This is a genomic window from Diplocloster modestus (assembly GCF_019042245.1).
Classification (GTDB): domain Bacteria; phylum Bacillota; class Clostridia; order Lachnospirales; family Lachnospiraceae; genus Diplocloster; species Diplocloster modestus.
In genome coordinates, this window is record NZ_JAHQCX010000016.1 from 26,857 (window position 1) to 50,465 (window position 23,609).

Annotated in this window: 34 protein-coding genes, 1 tRNA gene and 1 pseudogene; 11 read left to right on the top strand and 25 right to left on the bottom strand. The window is 46.5% G+C overall.

Going from position 1 to position 23,609, the window contains the following annotated elements:
• Positions 1 to 4 precede the first annotated feature (4 nt).
• The 3 genes from KTH90_RS18865 to KTH90_RS18875 form a co-directional block, all read right to left on the bottom strand.
• On the bottom strand, positions 5 to 487 hold the full coding sequence (locus KTH90_RS18865) for a CHC2 zinc finger domain-containing protein (protein WP_158353167.1): 483 nt from the start codon (positions 485 to 487) through the stop codon (positions 5 to 7).
• Positions 438 to 920 carry a hypothetical protein gene (locus KTH90_RS18870; protein WP_158353169.1) on the bottom strand — a complete coding sequence of 161 codons (483 nt, stop codon included), beginning with the start codon at positions 918 to 920 and terminating at the stop codon, positions 438 to 440. The genes KTH90_RS18865 and KTH90_RS18870 overlap by 50 nt, the downstream gene beginning before the upstream one ends.
• A gap of 190 nt (positions 921 to 1,110) precedes the next feature.
• Positions 1,111 to 1,347, bottom strand: coding sequence for a hypothetical protein (locus KTH90_RS18875; RefSeq protein ID WP_158353171.1), 237 nt, complete (start codon positions 1,345 to 1,347; stop codon positions 1,111 to 1,113).
• Between the two features lie 122 nt (positions 1,348 to 1,469).
• Between KTH90_RS18875 and KTH90_RS18880 the strand changes: the two genes are divergently transcribed.
• Positions 1,470 to 1,655, top strand: coding sequence for a hypothetical protein (locus tag KTH90_RS18880; RefSeq protein ID WP_158353173.1), 186 nt, complete (start codon positions 1,470 to 1,472; stop codon positions 1,653 to 1,655).
• A gap of 130 nt (positions 1,656 to 1,785) precedes the next feature.
• Here KTH90_RS18880 and KTH90_RS18885 read toward each other — a convergent pair whose 3' ends face one another.
• The 8 genes from KTH90_RS18885 to KTH90_RS18915 form a co-directional block, all read right to left on the bottom strand.
• Positions 1,786 to 2,301, bottom strand: coding sequence for an ERCC4 domain-containing protein (locus KTH90_RS18885; protein WP_238727261.1), 516 nt, complete (start codon positions 2,299 to 2,301; stop codon positions 1,786 to 1,788).
• A gap of 9 nt (positions 2,302 to 2,310) precedes the next feature.
• Positions 2,311 to 2,907 carry a hypothetical protein gene (locus KTH90_RS18890; RefSeq protein WP_158353175.1) on the bottom strand — a complete coding sequence of 199 codons (597 nt, stop codon included), beginning with the start codon at positions 2,905 to 2,907 and terminating at the stop codon, positions 2,311 to 2,313.
• Between the two features lie 14 nt (positions 2,908 to 2,921).
• Complete coding sequence (locus KTH90_RS18895; RefSeq protein WP_158353177.1) at positions 2,922 to 3,563, bottom strand: AAA family ATPase; 642 nt, start codon at positions 3,561 to 3,563, stop codon at positions 2,922 to 2,924.
• The gene (locus tag KTH90_RS18900) at positions 3,563 to 4,135 is read right to left on the bottom strand and encodes an HD domain-containing protein (protein WP_158353178.1); all 573 of its coding nucleotides are present in this window, start codon (positions 4,133 to 4,135) and stop codon (positions 3,563 to 3,565) included. The genes KTH90_RS18895 and KTH90_RS18900 overlap by 1 nt, the downstream gene beginning before the upstream one ends.
• Complete coding sequence (locus tag KTH90_RS24970; protein ID WP_275061447.1) at positions 4,132 to 4,266, bottom strand: hypothetical protein; 135 nt, start codon at positions 4,264 to 4,266, stop codon at positions 4,132 to 4,134. Before KTH90_RS24970 ends, KTH90_RS18900 begins: the two co-directional genes overlap by 4 nt.
• On the bottom strand, positions 4,256 to 4,540 hold the full coding sequence (locus KTH90_RS18905; protein WP_158353180.1) for a hypothetical protein: 285 nt from the start codon (positions 4,538 to 4,540) through the stop codon (positions 4,256 to 4,258). Before KTH90_RS18905 ends, KTH90_RS24970 begins: the two co-directional genes overlap by 11 nt.
• A gap of 81 nt (positions 4,541 to 4,621) precedes the next feature.
• Complete coding sequence (locus KTH90_RS18910; protein WP_238727262.1) at positions 4,622 to 4,795, bottom strand: hypothetical protein; 174 nt, start codon at positions 4,793 to 4,795, stop codon at positions 4,622 to 4,624.
• Positions 4,796 to 4,800: 5 nt separating this feature from the next.
• Positions 4,801 to 5,214, bottom strand: a complete 414-nt coding sequence (locus KTH90_RS18915; RefSeq protein ID WP_158353182.1) for a hypothetical protein — start codon at positions 5,212 to 5,214, stop codon at positions 4,801 to 4,803.
• Positions 5,215 to 5,379: 165 nt separating this feature from the next.
• Between KTH90_RS18915 and KTH90_RS25520 the strand changes: the two are divergent.
• Positions 5,380 to 5,433, top strand: a pseudogene (locus tag KTH90_RS25520) (hypothetical protein); the annotation flags it as partial.
• Positions 5,434 to 5,467: 34 nt separating this feature from the next.
• Here KTH90_RS25520 and KTH90_RS18925 read toward each other — a convergent pair.
• Genes KTH90_RS18925 through KTH90_RS18940 form a run of 4 tightly spaced genes read right to left on the bottom strand, consistent with a single transcriptional unit; the run spans position 5,468 to position 6,512 of the window.
• Positions 5,468 to 5,701: a helix-turn-helix domain-containing protein gene (locus KTH90_RS18925; protein WP_158353186.1), complete on the bottom strand. Its 234-nt coding sequence runs from the start codon at positions 5,699 to 5,701 to the stop codon at positions 5,468 to 5,470.
• Between the two features lie 10 nt (positions 5,702 to 5,711).
• The gene (locus KTH90_RS18930; RefSeq protein ID WP_158353188.1) at positions 5,712 to 6,107 is read right to left on the bottom strand and encodes a 3D domain-containing protein; all 396 of its coding nucleotides are present in this window, start codon (positions 6,105 to 6,107) and stop codon (positions 5,712 to 5,714) included.
• Positions 6,097 to 6,237 carry a hypothetical protein gene (locus KTH90_RS18935; RefSeq protein ID WP_238727263.1) on the bottom strand — a complete coding sequence of 47 codons (141 nt, stop codon included), beginning with the start codon at positions 6,235 to 6,237 and terminating at the stop codon, positions 6,097 to 6,099. The genes KTH90_RS18930 and KTH90_RS18935 overlap by 11 nt, the downstream gene beginning before the upstream one ends.
• Positions 6,238 to 6,272: 35 nt before the next feature.
• Positions 6,273 to 6,512 (bottom strand): hypothetical protein, encoded by a 240-nt coding sequence (locus KTH90_RS18940; RefSeq protein ID WP_158353190.1) that lies wholly within the window; start codon positions 6,510 to 6,512, stop codon positions 6,273 to 6,275.
• 81 nt (positions 6,513 to 6,593) lie between these two features.
• Between KTH90_RS18940 and KTH90_RS18945 the strand changes: the two genes are divergently transcribed.
• Entirely contained in the window at positions 6,594 to 7,181 is a 588-nt protein-coding gene (locus KTH90_RS18945; protein ID WP_158353191.1) for a hypothetical protein, read from the top strand.
• A gap of 193 nt (positions 7,182 to 7,374) precedes the next feature.
• Here KTH90_RS18945 and KTH90_RS18950 read toward each other — a convergent pair whose 3' ends face one another.
• A complete protein-coding gene (locus KTH90_RS18950) occupies positions 7,375 to 7,584 on the bottom strand; it encodes a helix-turn-helix domain-containing protein (RefSeq protein ID WP_158353193.1) in 210 nt (69 codons plus the stop codon).
• A gap of 132 nt (positions 7,585 to 7,716) precedes the next feature.
• Here KTH90_RS18950 and KTH90_RS18955 point away from each other — a divergent pair, with 132 nt between their 5' ends.
• Entirely contained in the window at positions 7,717 to 8,361 is a 645-nt protein-coding gene (locus KTH90_RS18955) for a LexA family transcriptional regulator (RefSeq protein WP_158353195.1), read from the top strand.
• Between the two features lie 165 nt (positions 8,362 to 8,526).
• Positions 8,527 to 9,669 (top strand): site-specific integrase, encoded by a 1,143-nt coding sequence (locus KTH90_RS18960; protein ID WP_158353197.1) that lies wholly within the window; start codon positions 8,527 to 8,529, stop codon positions 9,667 to 9,669.
• Positions 9,670 to 9,689: 20 nt separating this feature from the next.
• Here the strand turns inward: KTH90_RS18960 and KTH90_RS18965 are convergent.
• Positions 9,690 to 9,762, bottom strand: a tRNA-Val gene (locus tag KTH90_RS18965).
• Positions 9,763 to 10,160: 398 nt separating this feature from the next.
• Here KTH90_RS18965 and KTH90_RS18970 point away from each other — a divergent pair.
• Together KTH90_RS18970 and KTH90_RS18975 are read left to right on the top strand one after the other, a co-directional pair.
• Positions 10,161 to 12,737 (top strand): heavy metal translocating P-type ATPase, encoded by a 2,577-nt coding sequence (locus KTH90_RS18970; protein WP_158353199.1) that lies wholly within the window; start codon positions 10,161 to 10,163, stop codon positions 12,735 to 12,737.
• Positions 12,734 to 12,997: a metal-sensing transcriptional repressor gene (locus KTH90_RS18975; protein WP_158353201.1), complete on the top strand. Its 264-nt coding sequence runs from the start codon at positions 12,734 to 12,736 to the stop codon at positions 12,995 to 12,997. The genes KTH90_RS18970 and KTH90_RS18975 overlap by 4 nt, the downstream gene beginning before the upstream one ends.
• Positions 12,998 to 13,168: 171 nt before the next feature.
• Here KTH90_RS18975 and KTH90_RS18980 read toward each other — a convergent pair whose 3' ends face one another.
• Positions 13,169 to 13,723: a PadR family transcriptional regulator gene (locus KTH90_RS18980; RefSeq protein ID WP_158353203.1), complete on the bottom strand. Its 555-nt coding sequence runs from the start codon at positions 13,721 to 13,723 to the stop codon at positions 13,169 to 13,171.
• A 123-nt stretch (positions 13,724 to 13,846) separates the two neighbouring features.
• On the opposite strand from KTH90_RS18980, the gene KTH90_RS18985 reads away from it, so the two are divergent.
• Positions 13,847 to 15,205: an MATE family efflux transporter gene (locus KTH90_RS18985; protein WP_158353204.1), complete on the top strand. Its 1,359-nt coding sequence runs from the start codon at positions 13,847 to 13,849 to the stop codon at positions 15,203 to 15,205.
• Positions 15,206 to 15,212: 7 nt separating this feature from the next.
• On the opposite strand, the gene KTH90_RS25160 is transcribed toward KTH90_RS18985, so the two are convergent.
• From KTH90_RS25160 to KTH90_RS18995, 3 genes are all read right to left on the bottom strand, one after another.
• Entirely contained in the window at positions 15,213 to 15,440 is a 228-nt protein-coding gene (locus tag KTH90_RS25160) for a hypothetical protein (RefSeq protein WP_330656094.1), read from the bottom strand.
• A 23-nt stretch (positions 15,441 to 15,463) separates the two neighbouring features.
• Positions 15,464 to 15,637 (bottom strand): hypothetical protein, encoded by a 174-nt coding sequence (locus tag KTH90_RS25165; protein ID WP_330656096.1) that lies wholly within the window; start codon positions 15,635 to 15,637, stop codon positions 15,464 to 15,466.
• Between the two features lie 73 nt (positions 15,638 to 15,710).
• Positions 15,711 to 16,091, bottom strand: coding sequence for a DUF6483 family protein (locus KTH90_RS18995; protein ID WP_158353206.1), 381 nt, complete (start codon positions 16,089 to 16,091; stop codon positions 15,711 to 15,713).
• A gap of 204 nt (positions 16,092 to 16,295) precedes the next feature.
• Here KTH90_RS18995 and KTH90_RS19000 point away from each other — a divergent pair, with 204 nt between their 5' ends.
• Together KTH90_RS19000 and KTH90_RS19005 are read left to right on the top strand one after the other, a co-directional pair.
• Positions 16,296 to 16,445, top strand: coding sequence for a CD1871A family CXXC motif-containing protein (locus tag KTH90_RS19000; protein WP_238722868.1), 150 nt, complete (start codon positions 16,296 to 16,298; stop codon positions 16,443 to 16,445).
• Between the two features lie 12 nt (positions 16,446 to 16,457).
• Positions 16,458 to 17,348: a 4Fe-4S binding protein gene (locus tag KTH90_RS19005; protein ID WP_158353208.1), complete on the top strand. Its 891-nt coding sequence runs from the start codon at positions 16,458 to 16,460 to the stop codon at positions 17,346 to 17,348.
• Here the strand turns inward: KTH90_RS19005 and KTH90_RS19010 are convergent.
• Entirely contained in the window at positions 17,336 to 17,962 is a 627-nt protein-coding gene (locus KTH90_RS19010; RefSeq protein ID WP_158353210.1) for a class I SAM-dependent methyltransferase, read from the bottom strand. The two genes, KTH90_RS19005 and KTH90_RS19010, sit on opposite strands and share 13 nt — an antisense overlap.
• A gap of 289 nt (positions 17,963 to 18,251) precedes the next feature.
• Between KTH90_RS19010 and KTH90_RS19015 the strand changes: the two genes are divergently transcribed.
• Positions 18,252 to 19,034: a prolipoprotein diacylglyceryl transferase gene (locus KTH90_RS19015; RefSeq protein WP_158353212.1), complete on the top strand. Its 783-nt coding sequence runs from the start codon at positions 18,252 to 18,254 to the stop codon at positions 19,032 to 19,034.
• Between the two features lie 22 nt (positions 19,035 to 19,056).
• On the opposite strand, the gene KTH90_RS19020 is transcribed toward KTH90_RS19015, so the two are convergent.
• Genes KTH90_RS19020 through KTH90_RS19030 form a run of 3 tightly spaced genes read right to left on the bottom strand, consistent with a single transcriptional unit; the run spans position 19,057 to position 23,385 of the window.
• Positions 19,057 to 21,336 carry an ABC transporter permease gene (locus KTH90_RS19020; RefSeq protein ID WP_238727264.1) on the bottom strand — a complete coding sequence of 760 codons (2,280 nt, stop codon included), beginning with the start codon at positions 21,334 to 21,336 and terminating at the stop codon, positions 19,057 to 19,059.
• Positions 21,336 to 22,043, bottom strand: coding sequence for an ABC transporter ATP-binding protein (locus KTH90_RS19025; RefSeq protein ID WP_158353216.1), 708 nt, complete (start codon positions 22,041 to 22,043; stop codon positions 21,336 to 21,338). Before KTH90_RS19025 ends, KTH90_RS19020 begins: the two co-directional genes overlap by 1 nt.
• The gene (locus KTH90_RS19030; protein WP_238727265.1) at positions 22,024 to 23,385 is read right to left on the bottom strand and encodes an efflux RND transporter periplasmic adaptor subunit; all 1,362 of its coding nucleotides are present in this window, start codon (positions 23,383 to 23,385) and stop codon (positions 22,024 to 22,026) included. Before KTH90_RS19030 ends, KTH90_RS19025 begins: the two co-directional genes overlap by 20 nt.
• Positions 23,386 to 23,609: the final 224 nt, after the last annotated feature.

Genomic DNA, 23,609 nt, shown 5'->3' on the forward strand with positions numbered 1-23,609 from the left:
GCTGTCACCTCTCTTCTGGGCCGTTCAGGATCATATGATGATAAAGCTCTAACTGTAAAGCCTTGTAGCAGTCACACCATGTGTCCGACAATGGTTCCGACCGGTCTGTCCACCGGCGGTACACATCTATCAGCAGAATGTTTAGTTCCTTTTTCTGACGGAGCTTTTCCTCCTGCCGGCGAACCATTTCCCGGCGTTTCTGGGCATGATATACTTTCAGATCGGCCCGGAAAGAGTGTTCGTAGGTCCCTCCCAGCTCCCGGAATGCCTCCTGGAAAGATAACCCGTCCATCATCTGCATAAAAGTAAATATGTCCCCTGATTTCTGGCATGAAAAACAGTAAAAGCTATCTCGGTACAGTTTCATTGAGGGAGTTTTCTCATCATGATAAATGCACCTACAAAACCCATTTCTATTCACCTTGATGTTGTATCGCTCAGCTACCTCCCTCATGGTTATGCTTTGCTTTATTTCCTCTGTGGTCATATGTATCCCTCGGTTCAATCTCTAATGCTTTCTCCAGTGTCCAACCGAGCTTCCTGATTCTATCTGAGAGCGTTTTACGATCAATACCAGAAATTCTTGACCATTCTGATAGGCTGTGAGCCTCCCCATGCGCTATGACGATATTATTATTTCTCTTATTGTTTGCTTGTGTTATTTCATCAACCCACCTGCAATTATCAGGAGAATAATTTCCATTAACGTCTATCCTGTCAATAGACTTTGTATCATCATATCCGTTTCTTATTGACCAATCGTAAAATACCTTAAAATCATCCTTCCACTCAGCACACACCCTAATTCCTCTTTCCCCATACCGGTCATAAGAGGAAGATTTTTTGTTATAGCAGCGCATCTTCATCCCGCGCCATATTCCATGAAGTCTTGTACTCGATTTTCCATGAATATAATTCATTTGGGCTACGCACTCTCTGTGATAACACCCACATGATTTCGTAGAGCCGCTGAGCAAATTGCTCGTTGTAGCGATATGCTCCTTCCCACAATCACAGAGACACCGCCATGTTCTGTTTCCACTTCTATTTGTCCCGGCAAAACAAATCACACGCAATCTTCCGAAGCGTTCCCCAGTCAAATCTATAGCCCTAGACATTTAAATCACCTGCCTTCCAAAAATTATCAAAAGCTGCCTTAGTCAACTTGTCCAGATCGTTCGCCAATGCAAAAGTTAAGTTTCCAAGCACGATAAAGGCCCATTCGTAAATCTCCGGCGCATTGTCTCCTCTGTAAATCGCTTCAAAAAGCGTGTTCTGAAGACTATTCACTTTTTCAGATTCAATTTGCATTTCTTCCAATTTGTACGCAATTTCTTTCACCGTCATGATTTTATCCTCCTTTTTTGTTAGCACTATGCTAACTCATTTTTATATATGCTAACATATGTTAGTAGAATAAACAAGCATTTTTTGCTATAATGTGCTAACAAAAGTTAGGAGGCTTATATATGGCTATCTCAAAAATCCAAACCGGACTTCGTATTGATGAAATCACATACGGAAAGCTTAAAACCTTATCTGAATCTGAAAATCGCTCTCTCAATAATCTTGTGGAGTACATTGTAAAAAGCTACATTTCCGATTATGAGGATAAGAACGGGGTCATTTCTCCTGCTCCATATCAAGATAATTAAGTCCTATATCAACCAACATGAGAACCAGCTGATTGATGGAAACACCCATCCGATCGGCTTTTTCTTTTATTCGCCCATACTGTTCTTCTGGTATTCTTAATCCTGTCTGTATCTTGGTATCCTTCATTATCTACTCACACCCTTCCAGGTAATTTTTTAACTCCCGGTACAAAATGTCCCTGATTAGTTGTCCAGTGGTCGCATCCCTGCAAAAATCAAACTGCATCCCGTAACGCGCACGGAAAGCATTGATACTGGCGATCAGAGCTTTCGGTTTCATCTGGCTGCGATATTTTCCGGTATATACCTTTTCCCAGTTTCCATTCTCCACCAGCAGGTAAACCCGGCAGCCATCGGCCCTGGCACGCTCAAATTCTTGCTCGAACCTGGCGCGCGCCCTCCCGAAGCAAGTACACAGCTCACCAATATCCATCTTCCGCTCTATCACGACTTTGCTGGAAAAATCTAATTGTTTTCCGTCCGGCAGCAAACACTGGCAGGAATAATCTCCATAATCAAGTTTTTGGCGGATATGTGGCAGACCAGTATCATCAATTCGCCTTTGCAATCTCTCCGTCGGCTGCTCCCTGGTGTCCACGAGCAGAGTCATGGATTCCAGGGCAGCTTTTAATTCAAACGGTGTCATGTCTATCACCTAAAAGGGCAGTTCGTCATCGATCCCATCCGGGATATTCATGAACCCGTCCTCACCGGGTGTTGCCCCCGCAGGATATCCGTTATTATCCCTCTGCTTTAGAAGGGTATCGGCAGGAATCTTGAATTTCCCAGATCGAATTTTTTCAGCCGCAACCAGCGAATGACAGTTTGTGTAAAATCCGTGGCGATTTTCGAATTCATACTCTTTGTTGTTGAAAATCGCTCCGATCGTCTTTTCTTTGAGGGTTCTCTCATTCCAGTTCCAGTGATAACCCGGATTAGATTCCTCAAAGGCAGATATAACAGTTTTAAACCGGCGCATGGTCCATTCGTCCTGTTCGCTTCCATCGTCCTTCGGTACTCGGAGTCGGTAGTTTCCTTTCCACTTCTTGTCTTCCTTATCCTGACTCTTATAGTTCTGGGAGAAAAAGTCTTTATGATCTCCCTCTATGATGTCAAAGGATAATACGATTACATCGCCCCACTCATTCGACTGGTAGTCTACATTCAGGATTTTAATTACATATCCGCCAACCGGCAGCCGTTCCTGATCCGTATATGCTTTTGCCTGTGCATAACCGTTTAACTGTCTCATTCGTTCATTCCTCCTTAAAATTCCGCCAAGGCATCAATCACCTTGACAATATCATTTTCAATTTCTTGCTCTTCGAATGCCCCCATGGGTGACTTTGCCGTGCTACTGTTGGCGTGAGTCTCAAACAAATATTTTCCATCAACACACTTTGCTAATAGCACCGTGGTAAATTTGCTTTCCAGCACGATTTTGTCCAGTTTCTTCCCCGAAGTCTTGATTCGGGTGAAAACATATCCGGAATCATCACGCTCCACCTGAGTATGAGCGGTAAATATAATTGTAAGGTCATCCCGGTATTCGTGGGCTTCGCATACCAGATCCCAGACGCAGGCCGCCAAATCAGTCCATTTGTCATATCCCTTTTCTTTACTGCGGCGCATTTCGTCGGCAATCATCAGGCCATTGATGGTATCAACAACAATCACTTTGATCTTCGGGCACGATGTTGCCAGTTTACGAATATAATTCCGAACTATATTTGTGTCATCATTTCTCAAATAGTTCTTATTGTTTTCGCTGTACTGATTCCTCCACCCTTTCCATGACAATCCCTTTTTGTCAGCGTCAATGTAATAAGTTGTTTTTGGATCCAAATTTCGCATAGAGGTGGTTTTACCGGACCCAGAATCTCCCATAATACATATCACCCTTGCCATTATTCTTCGTCCTCCCCTGCGCTGGCTTCAATTACTCTGCTGGCCCACATATCTGCAAAATGCAGAAGCAGGTACAGCGGTCTTTCCTTACCGGTAATCTCATATTTCAGAGGTCCGTAAAGCCCATTATGGTAGAGGATTGCAAAGTATTCCTCTTCCGTCAGGTTCATACGGTTGCCGATTATAGACAAACTGCGGATCTCATGGGGGATATTAAGCAAATCCGAATTAATCATATATGGCTTCTTGTCCGAGCGTTTGCCTGACTTCAAAATATTTTCTACGTACCCAGGTTTGTCGAACTGTCCGACTTTCCCGACATCGTGAAGAAGGCTGGTTATAATTACACTTTCCAATGTCACGGCGGGTTTGAAAACGGACCACATCTGCTCCATGGCCTCGTATACATTCAAACTGTGCCGAGCCAATCCTCCTTCACACGCCAGATGGTACTGGGCGCTGCAGGGGGCTTCGTAAAATCCAGATTCCCCCAAATATGTAATCATAAATTCTACTCCGGCCCTTTCTGTACTTCTTAACAAATCTTCGATTTTTGTTCTGATTTCATTCATGATGCTTCCTCCTCTAAATTGACTTCACATTCTACTCGGTCATATTCCGCCGCTTCCCTGCGCCGGCGGCGTCTCATTCTTTCCTGTTCGGCCTCGTACTCATCGTACAAATCGATGGCATCAGGCAACATCTTGACCGCCTCCCTCTCTGATTGGAACGAGCTGGAAATACTCAATCCCATTGTGGATAACAGATACTCTTGTGTATTTACTATCATGCTCACTTTCTGATAGTGGTTGGCCTACGGTTTCAGCTATTTTTTCAATGCCATCGTTAATATGTACCTGTTTCCAGGTCTGGTTCTTGATTATATCTACTCCTGGGATCCCAGGATCGTTGATTAACCGATCTTGTAAGTTGATTGCCGTCTCAACTGCGGCCAACCAATCATATATATTATTCATTGACAACACATCCTTCCCCGCCTTATAATTAAGGCGTAATAAGTAATTACTCTACTAATTGATCCCGGCGGAGCCCACCTCCTAAGGGATCGTTTTTTTGCAGCGTTCCTGCGGTATCCGCACGCGCCAACCATTTTTTGACCGGATTATGTATATGGGGGTGCCGATCGCTATGTTGTCTATCCCGATCACAATACCGGCGCGCTCCAGGCCGTCGCTGCCTGTCCATTCCACATAGTCTCCTATCTCAATCATCTGCCTCACCTTCCTTCTCTCTGATGCGTGTAGACATCCACGCAATTCCTAAGTTCTTTGCATACCTTGTCGCAGATATCGCGGTAAAGTTTCACATCGTCCTCTGATCTAACCAATCCAGTGATCGACCCACCTCCGTTCGGTTTCCCTTTAGAATACTTGAAGAGCATCCCTGTCTTTTTCATGATAATTTCCTCAAATACGCTGTAATCAGAATAAGTTTTCCCGTTAGGCCCATATGTGATCTTCTCGTCGCGCATATCGTTCCAACTTCCAAAATACTTTTCACGGCACTCTTTTCGAATCCTCTGCAAAACATTGGATGGTGACACACTGGCGGGTTTCAGGGCAAATATAAGCCCTTTTAATTCACTTATCTCTTTTTCCAGTTCTACAATTCTGCTCTCTTCTACTGACATGATTATTCCTCCTTATTTACGCCAATAATTGGCGTATACTTTATTTTTATATTACGCCAAAATAAGACGTAAGTCAATATATTTTAGGAGGTATTTATGTTTAATGACCGATTACGTGCCACTCGTATCTTTCGGAATGTCACCCAACAAAAAACTGCTGATGCAATGGGTGTTTCCCTTAGGCACTACCAAAAATATGAAAGTGGTGAAGTTGAACCCGACTTTATGGGATTAGTCGAACTCTCTGATTTTTTTAATGTTCCGGCTGACTTTCTTCTAGGCAGGGATGATTATTTGAAATCTCTCGGAGTTTCCGTTGATGTATCCCTAGAATGTCCTCCAAGGCGTCCCAGACATCAAAAGAACCGCCAATCTCTGCATACTCAATCTTCTGGTAATGACGAAGATTAATCCCAAGCCTGTCCGCCATCTGCTGTTGTGTCATGCCCGCTTTTTGACGGGCTTCTTTTAGTACCTCTCTCGCCATAGCGATCCTCCTATCCTTTTACGTCTGTGATCACCCGGGCAAACACAGTCTGTCTTCCGTAATCAATACACTCCGCATAATCCTGGATATACAGATCTATGATCCGGCCCCGGATGAGCCTCCCGGTGTCCTGGGCCTCATAGATTCCCACCCACTCGCCCGACTCGTCCCAGATCATCACCGCAGACCCGAGCGGGATCACGTCGGGATCAACCGCTACTGTGACACCCTCACGCGGCCATTTGCCGGAGGCGGTAGGATCTCCTGTCTCGCAGTAGGCTGTGGACTCAAACTTGATTGTGTCGGGCGGCTGATGGTCTTGTCCGGCCTGCGCCCGGATGGCTGCGGCAGCGATGACGATCAGGACGATGGCGATTATGATACCCCAGCGTATCTTATCCTGCATCTCTGTTTCCTCCCACCAAATTTTCCAGCTCAAAAATTGCCCACCTAAGCGCGGCGGAGGCCTCGTTGTCTCCTACGCTCTCTGCTGCCTCTTTAAGTTTGTAGAGCTTTTCCATCTTCTTTTCGTCCATTACCACCACTCCTCGTCTTTGTAATTCCACCAGGTTCATCTTAAAATATCCATCCTTTCTTCTTCCGGGACATGCATCTTATCAAGCAGATCCCAAAGTTCTCCTAGAGAAAAATCATCCGGCCTTCTAAGCTTATTTCTATATGTTCTATCCGTCTTTCGTATGGCCGCACCTGCCCGCTGGTTATCGGTATTGGATTTTTCCTGGTACTTTTTGAGCAATCCCCTAACTTCCCGACGGCGTCTCTCCAATGTTATGTCTTGTGTTTTTGGCATTTCATCACCTCACTGGTTGATTTTATTTTTCTTCCGCCCTATAATAAAACATAATGTTTTACTTATTGGGGGGACTAAGATTTGATTTTTAACATAATTATTGCATTAATAGGGTGTATCACAGGTTGTACCGGGCTGATAATAAGCATTTATAGAGCTTTTTTAGAACGTGGAAAGCTAACAGCCAATGTAAACGAAGATCATTGTTGGTATTTTCCAAAGGTTGATGAATATGCAGCCTCTGTAAATCAGGCTGTTGTTTCGGTACTTTTAATAAATCGTTCCATTTATCCGGTTACCATTTATAAAATTTCTGTCCAATGTGGCAAATTCGACTATTCCTATAATCCGTATCCCGATGACAGTATAAGTGTGCCGTCATCGACATACTTTTTAGGCGATTCCCCTGTAACGCTTCACATCAATACCCAGTCTCAAATAGATCTTCCTTATGTAATCCCACCGTTCGGTGTTTATGATGGTGTATTATTTTTCCCGAAGTTTTCTTCTGAAAACTCCAATTATGTAAACATAAAGCTACAAGTTTATACTTCAAGAAAAAATATCAAAACGAAGGCCCAAATTCAAAAATGGAATGCCGAAAAATATACTTCAAAGATAAAAATAGTAGGCTCCGAATATAAGGACCATAACCAGGGACAACCATAAAATTATGCAGATAATTCCTAGTATCCGATTTCTCTTTATATAACTTTCCACTATATCTTGCTGTTCGGGGACAGATTCTATGAGCTTTATTTCAACCTCTATATCTGATCCTTCCCCCATTACAATGGTTTGTCTCACTTTTTCTATCATTTAGTGTCCATCACCTCCTCCAATCAAATCCATTTTTTTAGGATTAATCGGGCACAAAAATAAAATCCATAGGTATACCCGATATCTCACTGATTTTGCGTAATTGCGTTACATTAGGTTCAGTTTTACCATTTTCCCAATTTGTTATAGTCGAAAGATTCACGCCTATTCTCTGCGCGAATTCTCGTTGAGTTAGACCTGCATTAATTCTGGCAGCCGCAATTCGAATCTTTGGTTTTTCTATCGTTTCCATTCGATCACCTCCAATTTATATAAATATTGTAATCCTATCTTTTAGGATTGTCAAGCGTGAAATACAATATTTTAGGATTTATATTGAATTATATCCGATTTTATTGTATAATACGACCAGGAGGTGTAATCAATGACAGATGATGAGCAGAAAAGGATATTCTCTAAGAATTTAAACTTTTATATTTCGCAGAGTGGTAAACAACAAAAAGAAGTCGCCAGAGATCTGGAAATAAGCGCTACTACTTTTAATACATGGTGTGTCGGCAAAATAATGCCCCGCATGGGAAAAGTGCAAAAAATAGCAGATTATTTTAATATAGGTAAATCTGATCTTTTAGATGATAAAACTACAATGTCCGGGAGACGTCGAAAAAAAGGGGTATTAATTCCAGTCCTTGGGACTGTCCCCGCCGGAATTCCCGTAGAAGCAATAGAAGATATCCTAGATTGGGAAGAGATCACCGAAGATATGGCTGCAACAGGCGAATTCTTTGCTTTAAAAATAAAAGGACATAGTATGGAACCTAAAATTGGTGACGGAGATATTGTAATCGTTCGTATTCAAAGCGACGTCGACAGTGGTTCGATAGTAATTGCTAGGATTGGTAATGACGAAGAAGTAACATGTAAAAAACTACTAAAAAATAAGGACGGTGTCACATTCGTACCCTTTAATCCATCCTATGAGGCTTTATACTACACCAATGAGCAAATCCACACATTGCCAGTTATGATAATGGGAAAAGTAATTGAGTTGAGATCTAAATTTGAATAAAAGAAAAACCGTCCCGGTATTGGCGTACCAGAACGGCTTAACATAGATACTATTGCAGGATTGCTCCTGATATAATACCCGATCTCAAAAGTATTATATCATTCTCCGGGCACCCTGGCAATGGGTGTATTTTTTATACTATTTTTTAAAAGAGGATGATAAATCATGGCAAATGCTAAAAAATTACCAAGTGGATCATGGCGAACTCAAGTTTACAGCCATTCAGAACTGGATTACAACAAGGATGGAACTCTAAAAATAGATCCTAAAACAAAAAAAGTAAAATATAAACGGGTCTATGCATCTTTTACTGCATCTACAAAAAAAGAATCGGAATATATGGCTGCTGAATTCGCCATGACTAAAAAAGGAAAGTCCGGTTGTGTAAATATGACGCTCAGGGATGCTATAACCCAATATATAGACTCTTCAGATGCGATTCTATCCAAAAAAACCATCGAGGAATACCGCAAAATGTTAAAGAATAGTTTCCAATCTATCATGGATATAAGTCTTAAAAATCTGACCGTCCAGAAACTTAAACAAGCCGTAAATGAAGAAACAAAACGGCCGAATAAGCGATACAAAAAGAATCCAAAACCTATTTCTTCAAAAACTGTCAGGAATGAATTTGGATTAATATCAGCCGCCCTAAATGCATTTGATATTGGTATAGAAACTAAAAATGTCAAATTGCCTGAGAGAGTACCTGTGATCAAAGAACTAATAACGCCAGAAATAATTTTTGATATTGTCCATGGTACAAACACAGAACTCCCTGCACTTCTGGCCATGTGGTTAAGTTTTACGCTGTCCGAAATAAGAGGTATTAAAAAATCAGAGTCAATAAAGGATGGTTATATATTAATAAAAGACGTGGTGATCGATGTAGAAAACGAACAATATGTAAAAAACCGACCCAAAAACGCAACGCGACTCCGCCCGCACCGTATCCCGCCATATATTCAGTACCTAATTGATCAAACGGATCAGTATGGGGATCACGTTGTGGATATGTCTATCACTGAATCTGCCTTGTCCAGACGATTCACACGCTTAATCGATCGATCCGGCCTTCCCCATATGACATTTCATGATCTTCGACATGTAAATGCTTCTGTGATGGATATGCTTAATATACCGGAAAAATATCGCCAGGAACGCGGTGGTTGGAAAAACAATAAAGTTATGAAAGGGGTATATACTCATACCTTTTCAGACGAAAGAGTACGATCAGATGATATTATTGATTCATACTTTGAGAGCAAAATGCAACACGAAATGCAACATGAAAAAAAAGAACCCTAGTAAACACTAGGGTTATGCAGTGGAGACAACGGGGCTCGAACCCGTGACCTCTCGCGTGTGAGGCGAACGCTCTCCCGGCTGAGCTATATCTCCAAAGTTCATGTTATCATTGTATCACGTTTTTCCGAAGATACAAGTATTAAATTATAAAAAATAACATCCGGGGACAGGCCCCTTTCTCTAGCGTAGTTGCTCGAAGATTCAGCGTTACTATCGAAAGATGCCAGTCCCCTCCCAGCTCTAAGTGCTTCTCCTTCCAGCTTCCAGATATCACATAATTTTTCTTGATAAAGTAAAAACTGTTCCTATACTATTTACAACAACATACTTATCATGTTTTTTTCTTTGATACTTGACAATAAAAGAAAATAAGATTATGCTTATATCACAGCTACCATACCCCCGGTGGGGTGTTTGGAAACAGCAGAAAAAGCTTAAATCTTTCATTACTATTTGTGCCGCTGACCAACGGCGGCGGAATGGAGACTGCTATGAAACAAAAATTTGATGTCACCGGTATGACCTGTTCGGCTTGCCAGGCACATGTGGAAAAAGCCGCCGCTAAGGTCCCGGGTGTAACGCAGGCCACGGTAAACCTGCTGCAAAACAATATGACGGTAGAATATGATGACACTTCTGTCACACCGCAGAGTATCATTCAGGCTGTGGAGGATGCCGGCTATGGGGCAGTCCTTCATGCGAAAGATACGGGAAATGTTAAGGCCGAACCCGTGAATCCGGCCCAGGAAGAATTAAAAAATATGAAGCATCGGCTGATCCTGTCCATTGTATTCTTCCTGCCCCTTTTCTACCTTTCCATGGGCCATATGATCGGGCTTCCGCTTCCGGGCTTTTTAGCCGGTCTGGAAAATGGAATCGCCTACGCCATGACCCAGTTCCTGCTGACCCTGCCGATTATGTATGTGAACCGGAAATACTATCGGGTCGGTTTCAAGACGCTGTTCCACGGAGCGCCGAATATGGATTCCCTCATCGCGATCGGCTCCACCGCAGCGGTGATTTACGGGATCGTGGCGATCTATCAGATGGGCTGGGGGTTGGCCTATCAGGACTTCGACCTGGTCGGGCGCTATCATATGGATCTGTATTTTGAATCTGCCGGGACCATACTGACACTGATCACCCTGGGAAAATATCTGGAAACCCGTTCCAAAGGTAAGACCAGTGCCGCCATCGAGAAGCTGATCAATCTGGCGCCGAAAACAGCCACCGTCATCCGGAACGGTCAGGAGGAGGAAATCCTGACTTCAGATGTACAGATCGGCGATATTGTAGCGGTACGGCCCGGCAGCAGCATTCCTGTAGACGGCGTGATCACAAAGGGAACCTCTTCGGTGGACCAGTCCGCCCTGACCGGCGAGAGCATCCCGGTCGAAAAAAAGGAAGGGGATCCTGTCATCGCCGCTACGATCAATAAAACTGGTTATTTTGAATTCGAAGCCAGGAAGGTTGGGGATGATACCACTTTGGCGCAGATCGTACAGCTGGTAGAAGAAGCCGCCGGTTCCAAAGCGCCCATCGCCAAGCTGGCAGATAAGATCAGCGGTGTCTTTGTTCCCGTAGTTATTGTAATCGCCGTCCTGGCCGCCGGGATCTGGCTTCTATCAGGACAAAGCATCGAATTCGCCTTATCTGTGGGAATCGGGGTCCTGGTCATCTCCTGCCCCTGCGCACTGGGCCTGGCGACTCCGGTAGCGATCATGGTGGGAACCGGAAAAGGTGCGGAGAACGGTATCCTGTTCAAGTCAGCGGAAGCCCTTGAAACTGCCCATCTGATCAAAACTGTAGTGCTTGACAAGACAGGAACCATAACAGAAGGCAGACCAAAGGTCACGGATCTGCTCCCGGCTCCCGGCGCCAGCGAAGACCGCCTGGCCCTGTTGGCCGCATCCCTGGAAGCCCCCAGTGAGCATCCGCTGTCCGAGGCAGTCGTCGGCTACGCTGCGCAAAAAGGCTGGGAACTGCTGCCTGTGGAAAACTTCCGTGCTCTCTCAGGGCTTGGCATCGAAGGTGATCTCGACCACACTCCCTGTCTGGCTGGCAACCTGAAACTCATGGAGCAGAACGGAATCGATTTTTCTTCCCTGCAAAAAGACGGGGAACGTTTTTCGGAAGATGGAAAAACCCCTTTGTATTTTGCGCAAAACAAAAAACCGTTAGGCATCATAGCCGTTGCGGATACTGTAAAGCCCACCAGCCGGCAGGCCATTGAAGAATTCAAAAAGATGGGAATCGACGTGGTCATGCTGACCGGAGACAACCGCAGAACCGCAGAAGCGATCCGCCGTCAGCTGGGAATCGACCGGGTGGTGGCCGAAGTCATGCCGCAGGACAAAGAGCGTGAAGTCCGCGCCCTACAGGAAAAGGGGCATAAAGTCGTCATGATCGGTGATGGGATCAACGACGCTCCTGCACTGGCCCGGGCTGACGTAGGGGTCGCTATTGGAGCCGGAACCGATGTGGCCATCGAATCCGCCGATGTAGTCCTGATGAAAAGTGACCTGCTGGACGCGGTCGCCGCGGTTCAGTTATCCCGGTCCGTCATCCGCAACATCAAAATGAATCTGTTCTGGGCATTTCTGTACAACACGATTGGAATACCGCTGGCAGCCGGCCTGTTCTACCTGCCCTTCGGTTTAAAGCTCAACCCCATGTTCGGAGCCGCCGCCATGAGCTTAAGCTCCTTCTGTGTGGTAACCAACGCCCTGCGGCTGCGCTTCTTCAAGCCCGGTTTTACACGGCCCGCCCCCGCTCTGGAAACCGACCGGCAGGCCGCACTTAACACCTGTCCACTCACCATGGAAAATGAAAATAAAACTCAAAAAGGAGACAATGAAATGAAAAAAGTATTAACGGTAAACGGAATGATGTGTGCCCACTGCAAGGCAAACGTAGAAAAAGCTCTGAACGCCCTGGACGGCGTAGCATCCGCGGAGGTAAATCTGGAGGAAAAAACCGCCACTGTCGTGTTAAACTCAAAACTTTCCGATGAGACTTTAAGCCAGGCCATTACCGACGCCGGCTACGAAGTGGTATCGGTTCTATGAAAGCCGACAAAGCAACTGTCACCCGTCTGCTCAAAACTGCTCGGGGGCAGCTGGACGGCATTTTGAAAATGGTGGAAGAAGACCGTTACTGTATCGACATTTCCACCCAGCTGTTAGCCACCCAGGCTATTCTGCGCCGGGTAAACCGGGAGATACTCAAAGAACACATGAAAGGCTGTGTCAAGGAAGCCTTCGCCTCTGGAGACGCGGATGAAAAGATCGATGAGATCCTCTCGCTGCTAGATAAGATGGAAAAATAGGCTGCTGCTGGAAATAACGGTTAAAAGTAACGTAATATCCCGAAAAATTATTGTGAAAGAAACAGAACAGATATCCTGCAAGCTGGTTACCCAAAACTCAGCTAGTGGATATCTGTTCTTATATTGCTTCTAGGTCCATATCCAGGTTTATAAAACTGCCCAATTTTCCGCTTATATTTCATCGGTTACCAATGAGGCGTCCAGCGTAGGGACATCCAGTGAAGCAATCCATGTTTCAATGGCTTGTGTCAAAATAAGCTGCTGTTGTAAAACGGCCATTCCAGTCTCAGGAATCCCGGGCAGATTTTCTTTATCCCGAATACTCTCTTCCAAATAGGCCTTCAGGGTTTTTACATTTTCCTCAATGCTTGTCAGGCATGATTTTTGCCCTTCCGGTGACAAGCTTGCCAGATTGACGATAACCGCGTTAAAATCCAGGAAAAACCGAATAGGCTGGGCGGAAATCTTACTCATCAGGTTTTCAAATTCTTTTTCTCCGGCATCCGTTAAAGAATAGACTGCTTTCTCCGGCATTTTTCCCGCTTTTATTGTATTGCTTTTGATATATCCTTTTTCCTCAAGCTGGATTACTTTTTTATAGATAGAAGGGGTACTGATTTTCACCCATCTGGATATGTTACGATACTCCACCAATTTTTGAATATCGTAGGCGCTTAACGCTTCCTTTTTTAATATTCCCAGTACGATCAAATCTATGGTTGCCATAATTCCTCCTTTTTCTGTTGACAAATACTATAATTTATAGTACTATAAACACCGCATCGGATTGCTGTAATTTATATTACTATATTTTATATTCCATGTCAAGAGAAAGGAGTGTTATAAACAATGAACACAGGCAGCAAAAGACTAGCATTACTGGGGAGCGCAGCAGTACCAAAGGCGCTTTTGGCTTTGGGTCTTCCGACAATGATAGGGATGATGATCAACGCGTTATATAATCTGGCAGATGCTTATTTCGTGGGAGGATTGGGGACCAGCCAAATGGGCGCCATCACGGTCGCCTTTCCCCTCGGGCAGGTCGTGGTAGGGTTCGGCTTATTATTTGGAAATGGGGCCGCCTCCTATCTTTCCAGATTATTAGGGCGCGGGAACAAAGAAACCGCAAACAAAGCTGCCAGTACCGCCATTTACAGCAGCCTTTTTGTGGGAGCGGCAGTCATTATCTGCTCTGTTATTTTTTTGAAACCAATTCTGCACCTCTTAGGCGCATCAGAGACTGTAATGCCTTATGCCCTCACTTATACCAGTATCTATGTCACCTTCTCCATTTTCAATGTCTTCAATGTCACGATGAATAACATCGTGTCCAGCGAGGGCGCGGCCAAAACAACCATGTGCGTATTAATAACAGGCGCTGTACTGAATGTTATTTTAGACCCGTTCTTCATCTATCGCCTGGACCTTGGTGTGGCCGGCGCCGCGATCGCCACGGCCATCTCGCAGTGTGTATCTGCCCTGATGTATTTAGGCTATATCCTTAGGAAAAAAAGTTTATTCAGTTTTAGTATTCACGCTTATCGTTTATCGAAAGAGATCATGTCTGAAATATTGAAAATCGGTATTCCCACACTGGCGTTCCAGCTGCTGACCAGTCTTTCCATAACCATGATCAATGACGGGGCAAAGTCGTATGGGGATTCCGCGCTCGCCGCCATGGGCCCGGTAACTAAAATCATGTCTCTGGGAAGTCTAATGGTATTTGGATTCCTGAAAGGACTGCAGCCCATCGCCGGCTATAGCTACGGGGCAAAAAAATATGACCGCTTCCACGAAGCGGTCAAAACTTCCCTCCTATGGTCAACCATATTTTGCGTGATCTTTGGTCTGACCACCACGGTATTTTCCTCCGCAATTATATCTGTATTTACGAAAAATGATATGGAAATGATACATGTCGGCAGGACTGCTTTAATAGTAAATGGTTTATCCTTCCTTCTTTTTGGCTTTTATACGGTATATTCCTCGCTGTTCCTCGCTATGGGAAAAGCGAAAGAAGGCTGTTTCCTGGGAGCCTGCAGACAGGGGATCTGCTTTGTCCCTGTTATCCTGGTTCTGCCGGGGATTATAGGATTACCGGGTATTCTGTATGCACAGCCGATTGCTGATGTGCTCTCTGCCTTTATCACAATATTTATGGCTGTACATCTTCATAAAGAGTTAGCTTTAGAAAAAGGACTTACATAATCATTCATTATATCTTCACGACTTTTCTTTTCCAAAGCAGCATACCATCTTGGAAGCATATTTCCAACTGCTCCTTATCCAAGAGCCAGGAAAGATAGGAACGTACCGTGCTTCCGACAAGCGCATACTGCTCCAAATTCATCTCAAGCCCATAGCCAACAAATAGCTTCTGCAAGATAGTTTCAAAGCAAAGCGATTCGCTGCAAAGTCTCACGATCCCTGCCGCAATTTCCATGACCTTATCCATGTTGTACTGCGCTAAGGATTGAATACTTTCTGTCGCCGCTGCATGTGCCGGATTTTTCTGCCTGCGTCCTTATCGTTGCCGCTGTCAATCAAACACACCTCGTGTTCGCTGGTTTTTACAAGTCCAATTTTCGCAGGACTTTGAATATAGTAGCTTTGCGCCCCGATCTGATGTAATTCAAACATTTTATACCCCTCCTTTTATTCAGGAATGATTTAACGAGAAAAAACCAGCCATTCACAATCGGGCTGCATCTGTTTATTTTAACATAGAGACTACCTCATCTGAAATACCAAACGCCCGTGCTGCCATCTGGATCCCTTCCTCAATCTCTTCCCTTGAGTAATCATGCTCCTCCAGATAAGCATCATCCAGCTGGTTCAGACGGGTATAAAAATCCATAGCCATCTCAAAATAACCCAGATCATCCGTATGCATCTCATCAAACAGCATATTTTCAGCCTCATTAATCCGGCCGGCCTCCAACAGCTGCAGAATCCGTTTATACAGAAAATCACCTTCCGTAAATTCCCCCTCATCCGGGAACTCATACATTACTGTATCCTTACCCAGCAGAAGCTTAGCCAGCATCCGCACCAGATCGTGGATCATGCGCATAATATAATCCTGTTCAAACATCCGATTCACATCTCCTTCACCATTATCCGAATGATAAGCTATAATATACCACTTTACTCCGCAAATTGCCAGCCCCTGTACCGTCATAAAAAAGCCCGTAAAGGAGCAGGAATAATTTTTTTCTGGACAGTTCTCCCTATGTCGTGTACAATAATAAATGCAAACTGTAACTCATAATTTTACACTATACATAAGGAGGTTTCTATGTCCGCTCAATGGAAGAAACGTCTGCCCGGTCTGTGTATGCTGGCCGTCGGTATCGCATTTATCTGCCTGGGAATCCTGCGTGAAGAGAATCTGGTGGTGTTTAAGAAGGCGGCCGCGATCTGCCTGGAATGCATCGGCATAGGATAGGAGGGCGCGCGATTGATACAATCCATAAAAAATCACCTGCGCCTGTGGATCCAGCTGGGTTTTACCGCCCTGTCCAACGGGTATATCGCAGGTTTTATCAAAGGCAAAATCTATACAGGGCCTTCCAAGCAGCTCTGCCTTCCGGGGCTTAACTGCTATTCCTGTCCCGGCGCTCTGGGCTCCTGCCCAATCGGCTCGCTGCAGGCGGTCCTGGGAAGCCGTGATTACAAAATGTCTTACTATGTGGCCGGTTTTCTCATCGCCGTAGGCGCGCTGATCGGACGGCTGGTCTGTGGATTTCTATGTCCCTTCGGACTGGTCCAGGACTTGCTGCATAAGATCCCATTTCCGATCAAGAGAAAAAATCTTCCGGGAGATAAGGCGCTCCGCTATCTGAAATACGTCATTCTGGTGGTATTCGTCATCTGGCTGCCGCTGTTCGCAGTCAACGTCGTAGGGCAGGGTTCCCCCTGGTTCTGCAAATGGATCTGTCCCTCCGGCACCCTCCTGGGCGGAATCCCGTTAGTATCTGCCAACCCGGGACTGCAGGAGAGCATCGGCTTTTTGTTCAGCTGGAAAATATTTCTGCTGATCATGATCCTGCTGCTATCGGTCATCAGCTACCGGCCCTTCTGCAAATACGTCTGCCCGCTTGGCGCCATTTACGGCCTGTGTAATCCATGGTCCCTTTATCATTACGAGGTGGACGCAGCCAAATGTACCCGGTGCAATGTGTGTAAACATACCTGCCAGATGGATATCGACATCTATCAGAAACCCAACAGCCCCGAATGCATCCGGTGCGGGGAATGCAAGAAAGCCTGCCCTCATCACGCCATCAGCAGTGGATTTGCCGTACGCGAGAAACAGGGTAAAACGGCCGGGCAGGATCAGACGTTCTGAGCCTCAGCGCAGAGCCAGCCTTCTGCCGAGGTATACATACGTATTTTACGGAAGCCGGCTTCTCTTAACTGTCTTGCCAGCCCGCTCCTGGAAGGAACTTTCATGCCGATCATCTGTTCGTACTCCTTCCAGCGGCCGGGATTGCTTTCCTCATATTGTGCCTCAAAGATCAGGTACAGCCGGCCGCCGGTTTTCATAACTCTTCTGACTTCTTTTAAGTCCTCTGTCGGATTCGGCCAGAAATAAAAAGTTTCCACCGCGGTAACCACGTCGAAATATCCTTCGATATATGGCAATGCGGACACCCCGGCGCAGTCAATCCGCACTCTCTGGCGGCGGATCTGCTTCCGGTTATATTTTTCAGACTCGGACACAGAAAGTTCCGAGTAATCCACGCCGCAGACCTTACCGTACGGCACCTTTTTCGCGATACGGGCTACGGTTTTTCCACCCCCGCATCCCACATCCAGAACGATATCCGTGCTTCGAAACGGTATTTTCCTGAGCCCCCATCCGGTCAGCCTGGTATGGCCGAAGTTCATTGACCGGATCATCATTCTGCCCCAGAAGCCCTCTGGGTTTCTCGCATTCATTATCAATTTTTTCGGTTTCATATTTTCCTCCAGCGGCGCATAAGCTGCGCCATAAATTCAGGTATGGGTGAACTTTTGTTCAACCTTTCCTCCAGCGGCGCATAAGCTGCGCCGTATATTCAGGTATGGGTTGATTATTTTTACAAAGTAGCATACAATGAAAAATAGTATCGCTCGAAAAAGCCTCGCTGACAATTTTTCATGCATCCCACATAAGCGGCATAAATTCTGCCGCTAAGTGCTCATAGCGATACATATTTCGTTTCAGAATATTATTAAGTTGATTATATCACTAAAAGAGGAGAACGTTATGCATTATAAATTATTTTCAATCGGCCCCATCACGATCTACAGCTACGGTTTCATGATTGCCCTCGGTTTCCTGGCAGCGATTCTGCTGGCCATGTACCGTTCGAAAAAATATGAAGTGGACGGCAATACGGTTATTGATCTGGCTCTTTGCTGCATTGTCGGCGGACTTCTAGGCGCCAAACTGCTCTATCTGATTACCGATCTGCCCAATCTGGTCCACTCCAAAAACCTGCTTTCCGATATCACCAACGGATTCGTCGTATACGGTGGTATTCTGGGCGGTGTGCTGGCCTGCTATATTTACACCCGGCGTAAAAAAATCAATTTTCTGAAATGCCTGGATCTAATCGCCCCCTCCGTAGCCATCGGCCAGTGTCTGGGCCGTATCGGCTGCCTGATGGCCGGCTGCTGTTATGGCCGGGAGACTACCTGTTCCATCGGCATTGTTTTTCAGAATTCACCAATGGCTCCCAACGGCATCCGGCTTCTGCCCACCCAGATCTTCTCAAGCGTCGGTGATCTGCTGCTGGCCGTCGTCCTGATCCTGTATGCACGCCGCAAGCCTACAGACGGCAGGGTGATCAATCTGTACCTGATCCTGTATGGTGTCGGCCGCTTTATCATTGAAATCTTCCGGAACGATCCCCGTGGCAATGTCGGATTCCTGTCGACTTCACAGTTCATCTCCATCTTCATCGTAATCTTCGGAATAATACAGTTACTCTGCCTCAACAAGCGGGACAAGCTTAATAAAGAGACACACAAAACCGAGGAATCATAAATCATCTTCGGAGGAAGCGCTCCTATTTTAGCGCTTCCACAAGCTCAATCTGCTTTGTCTTTCCTGACAGTAGAAAATTCACCCCCGCTGAGACCAGCAAGGTCCCCGCGGCCGACAAAAGCATCGACGCTTTGGACACATAGGGGATCATGTCCTGCGACTCTGATATACTGCCGCACAGCGCGGCCAGTAATCCATATCCCAGGGGGATCCCCAGCAATATTCCGGCTGCGGTAATCCAAAGATTCTGTTTCTGCAATATGCCGCGGATTCTTCGGGTTCGAAATCCCAGAACCTTCAGTGTGGCGATTTCTCTGGTCTTCTCGATAAAAGACAGCGCTACCAGGTTGTATAAGACCACGGTTCCCAGGATTACGGCCGCCAGAATCAGGATTCCCACCATCAGGTACATCATTTCCATCGTCTCATTCATGGAGCTTTTCATATCGTCCAGGCTCTGAATTCCCTGAATTCCCTCCTGATCCCACAGGCCGGCTTCCGGGATCTGATTTGTCAAAACCGCTGTGGGACGAAAGGAAAGATTTAATTTTTCATAAGTCTTACGCGTCATAGCGATCCCCTGTCCGGTAGGTACCCGGTAAATTTGCGAAATCCTGGATCTATGCCAGGTGCTGTCGCCGATGGGATGCCAATTTACAAATTCCCCTTCCTCCACATCTAGCGCTGCCGCCATCTTATAGGAAAGGGCGATTCCCCCCTCCGTAAGCTGCACCTCCTGCTGCTTCGGATTCTGGAAATGACAATAGCTTCCGTCATCCACCGCGGTCAGCTGACCGGTCTTCGTAACGCCGTCCGCTTCAAACTCCGCAGCTTTCTCCACAATCATCTGGCCGTCATACTGGTCCGCCAGTTCCTGTCCCAGGTGAAACCCTCCCTGTTCATCCAGTAATATCTTCGTACGGTTGGTCATCAGTTCCTCAAAGGACCAGTCCGCCAGTGACCGGAATGAGTCATAACATCCAAAGGCACAGATTAAAAGCATGGTACAGCCGGCCACCCCGATGACTCCCATAAGAGACCGGATCTTATTTCTGAGAATATCCCGAAGATTCCACTGTGAAGAAAAATTCATCCGCAGCCACCATTTACTTTTTTCCAGCACCGTATGTCTGATATGCTTAGGGGCCGGAGGTTTCAGCGTGTCCGCCGGAGACTCTCTTAACTGCCTTTGGCAGGCCAGGAAACTGACCAGGGCGGATATCACCGCCACAAGCACGAGGCCGGCCGGGGACAGTGCGCAGAGCGAACGATCCCAGGACGGCAGCAGATACATTTGGGAGAAATTGGAAAAGATCAGTTCCGGTATCAGCCAGTAACCCAGGACAGATCCCAACACTGCCCCCAGCACACTGATCAGTATCCCGTAGGATACATAATGCCGTGTTATTTTCTTTCTAGTAAATCCCAATGCCTTCAGCGTACCGATCTGCATTCTCTGGTTTGCAGTCATCCGGGTCATAGTCGTTATAATCCCCAGAACCGCTATAAACAGAAAAACGGAGGGGAATAATAAGCCCATCATTTTGTGCTGTTCTATTTCCGAATCCAGCGTCTGATAACTGCTCTGCTGATTCCGCTCGGTAATCACCAGATCTTCCGAGGAAAAAGACTGTACCAGCGCCTTTTTAACCGCAGAGATATTGGCTTCCTCCTGAACGTCAACCAATATCGTATCATAACCCGGAAAATCCCCCGGGAATTCCTCCGGGTCCAGGAATCCATACCCATAATTGCCGTAATCCGGCATCATCTCCGCCTGGTCCTCGGTATAATATACATATTCCGGGTTCTTTATTATCCCCCTGACCGGTTCCTGAAAATCCACAGACTCGTAACGCAGTGTCAGTATATCCCCTATCTCCACTCCCTGCCCGAGCGCGAACATGTCATCAACCCATATTCCAGCGGTCCCGGGCTGCCAGGGCGTTCCTTCCAGCAGCAGCATCCCGGACACTTCCTGATCCGAGATAAAATTCAACTTCATCGATGGTTCGCCCGACGGCATCTGTGCTTTTGCATCAACCATCCGTCTCAGAGACGCCCGCTTCACATTCCTGGTCCGAAGGGCGCTGTCCTGGTCCCTGTCTGTAAAGAGACTCCCCTGCAGCCACAGATCTGCCAGATTCGTCTGCTCATAATAGGTGTCCGAAGATTTCCGAAGCCCGGTAGCCTCTGCGTCCAGACCGACGAACACCAGCATTCCCAGCAGAGACATCAGGAAAATCGATAAAAACTGTGTGCGGTTTTTCAGAAAATCTCTCCAAAGCTTACGTTTCAGCATTACCAGCTTACCTCATCCGCCGATTTTGGCTCAGTATTGACGATTATTTCCTGTATCTGCCCATTTCTCACCCGGATCACTTTATCCGCGATCCCTGCAAATGAACTGTTATGCGTCACCATCACGACTGTGCGTTTCTTCACGCGGCTCATCCATATCAGCAGTTTCAGGACTTCCCTTCCAGTCTCTGTATCCAACGCCCCGGTCGGCTCGTCGCATAACAAAAGCTTCGGTTTCTTCGCCAGAGCACGGGCAATCGAGGTACGCTGCTGCTCTCCGCCGGACATCTGCGAGGGAAACTGATGGATATGCTCCGATAGTCCTACAGCTCCCAGCGCTTCCAGCGGGTCCATGGTATCCTCTTCCAGCTCCCGCATAAGGGCTACATTTTCATAGGCGGTCAGTGTGGGAATCAGATTATAAAATTGGAATACAACACCCACATTCCTGGCCCGGTAATCCGTCAGCGCGTCATCCGTATATCCTGTGATATCCTCACCCTCGAACAGAATAGACCCGGAGGTAACCGTATCCATTCCTCCCAGCAGATTCAGCAGGGTGCTTTTACCAGCTCCGCTGGGCCCCAGGATCACCACCAGCTCTCCTTCACATATGGTTAGATTCGCATCCTTCAGTGCATAGAAACTGCGTTCCCCGCTTTGATACTCCTTCGTGACACGCTCGAATTCAATCAGCGTTTTGTCCATAGGCCCGGTCTCCTTCCTGACTGGTTTTCACAGGGTCTGTTATCACCTGCTCTCCTGCCTCAAGGCCTTCCAAGATCTGCACGTACTCCTCCCCGGTGAGGCCCGTCACCAGATTCCGCCGTTTAATCCGTCCCTCCGATACCACATAACAATAAGAGCCGTCGTCCGTGTACAAAGCCTCGGCCGGTATCCGAAGGGTATCCTCATCCTCATCGATCAGAATACTGACGTCCGCCTCCAGCCCAATGTATACCTTATCATCCGGCTGGTCCATATGGATATCCACACAAATCTGCGATTTATCCGCATCTTTTTCCGCGGTACGGCTGATCCGCTCCACACTGCCCCCGTACTCCCGGTCCGCCAGATAAACCGTTGCCTTCTGGCCAGCCGCCAGCTTTCCAACCACATACTTTGAGACATCCAGCTGCACTTTACAGTCGGAAGGATCCAACAGGGTAAACAGCCGTGTCCCCTTCATGACCATCGCGCCTTCCTCCACCGTGATATCCGCCAGTATCCCGTTAAATTCCGCGATGACACCGTCTGTTCCCTTCTGCAGATCTTCCTCGGCCAATTGAAGCTGAAGCTTGGCCGCACCGCTGGCCGCCTGCAGTTGATCCTTACCGCCGCTGTTCAGCCTGTTCGCATCCGCGGCAGAATGTTCTGACTGATACTGAGTCCAGGAAGCCATATAAAGGGACAGCTGAGTCTGATGACTGCTCATCTGGGCACTGGTTCCCGGGACATCCAGACCGTCATAGTCGCTCTGAAGTCCCGCTAACTTCTCATTAAGCGCCGCCCTCGTCTGGTCATCCGCCGCCATGCTCAGAGCCGACTGCACACTGCTGATCTCGGCAGCTTTCTCTTCCGCCTGCGCCAGTGTTTCCTGCAGACCTGCGATAAAATTCTTTTCATCCTGGATCTGCTGCTCCAGCACATCCAGGGATGTCTCAGAATTTTTCACAATTGCAGAACTTCTGGAATCAGACTGGACAGCATTTTTATATGCCCCCTCATCCGCCTCCACTGCCAGTGCCGCCTGACCCGCTGCATTGGCCAGATCAGAAATATCATATGTGACCAGTTTCTCTCCCTCCTGGACAGAAGCTCCTTCCTCTTTCGAAAACTCCTGAACGGATGCGGATACCTGTGCATAATATGCCTTCGTCCGGCCGCTCTTGATGGTTCCTGTGCCTTCCACCATTTCCCGGACCTCTCCGCTGTTCACCGTTTCCGTATGTACCGTTACAGCAGAAAATCGATATCCCGCCGTACCCACCGCTGCACAGATCACAACCGCCGCGCCGATCCACATTCCTGCCTTCCGCTTTTTCGTCATCTTCTCCCACCTTCTTATAAATATGAAATTCATTTCATATTTATAATATATTCCTTTCTTGCAGCTGTCAACCAGAACATGAAATATATTTCATGTTCTGGTAAATTCTTCTTCAATTCCTCAGCAAAAATCCTCCCGGACACCGATCACCCTGCTGTAAAAAAGCATAACAGGATTTGACATCCAACCGCGAATTGTCTAAACTACAACTAAGCCTCATTGGA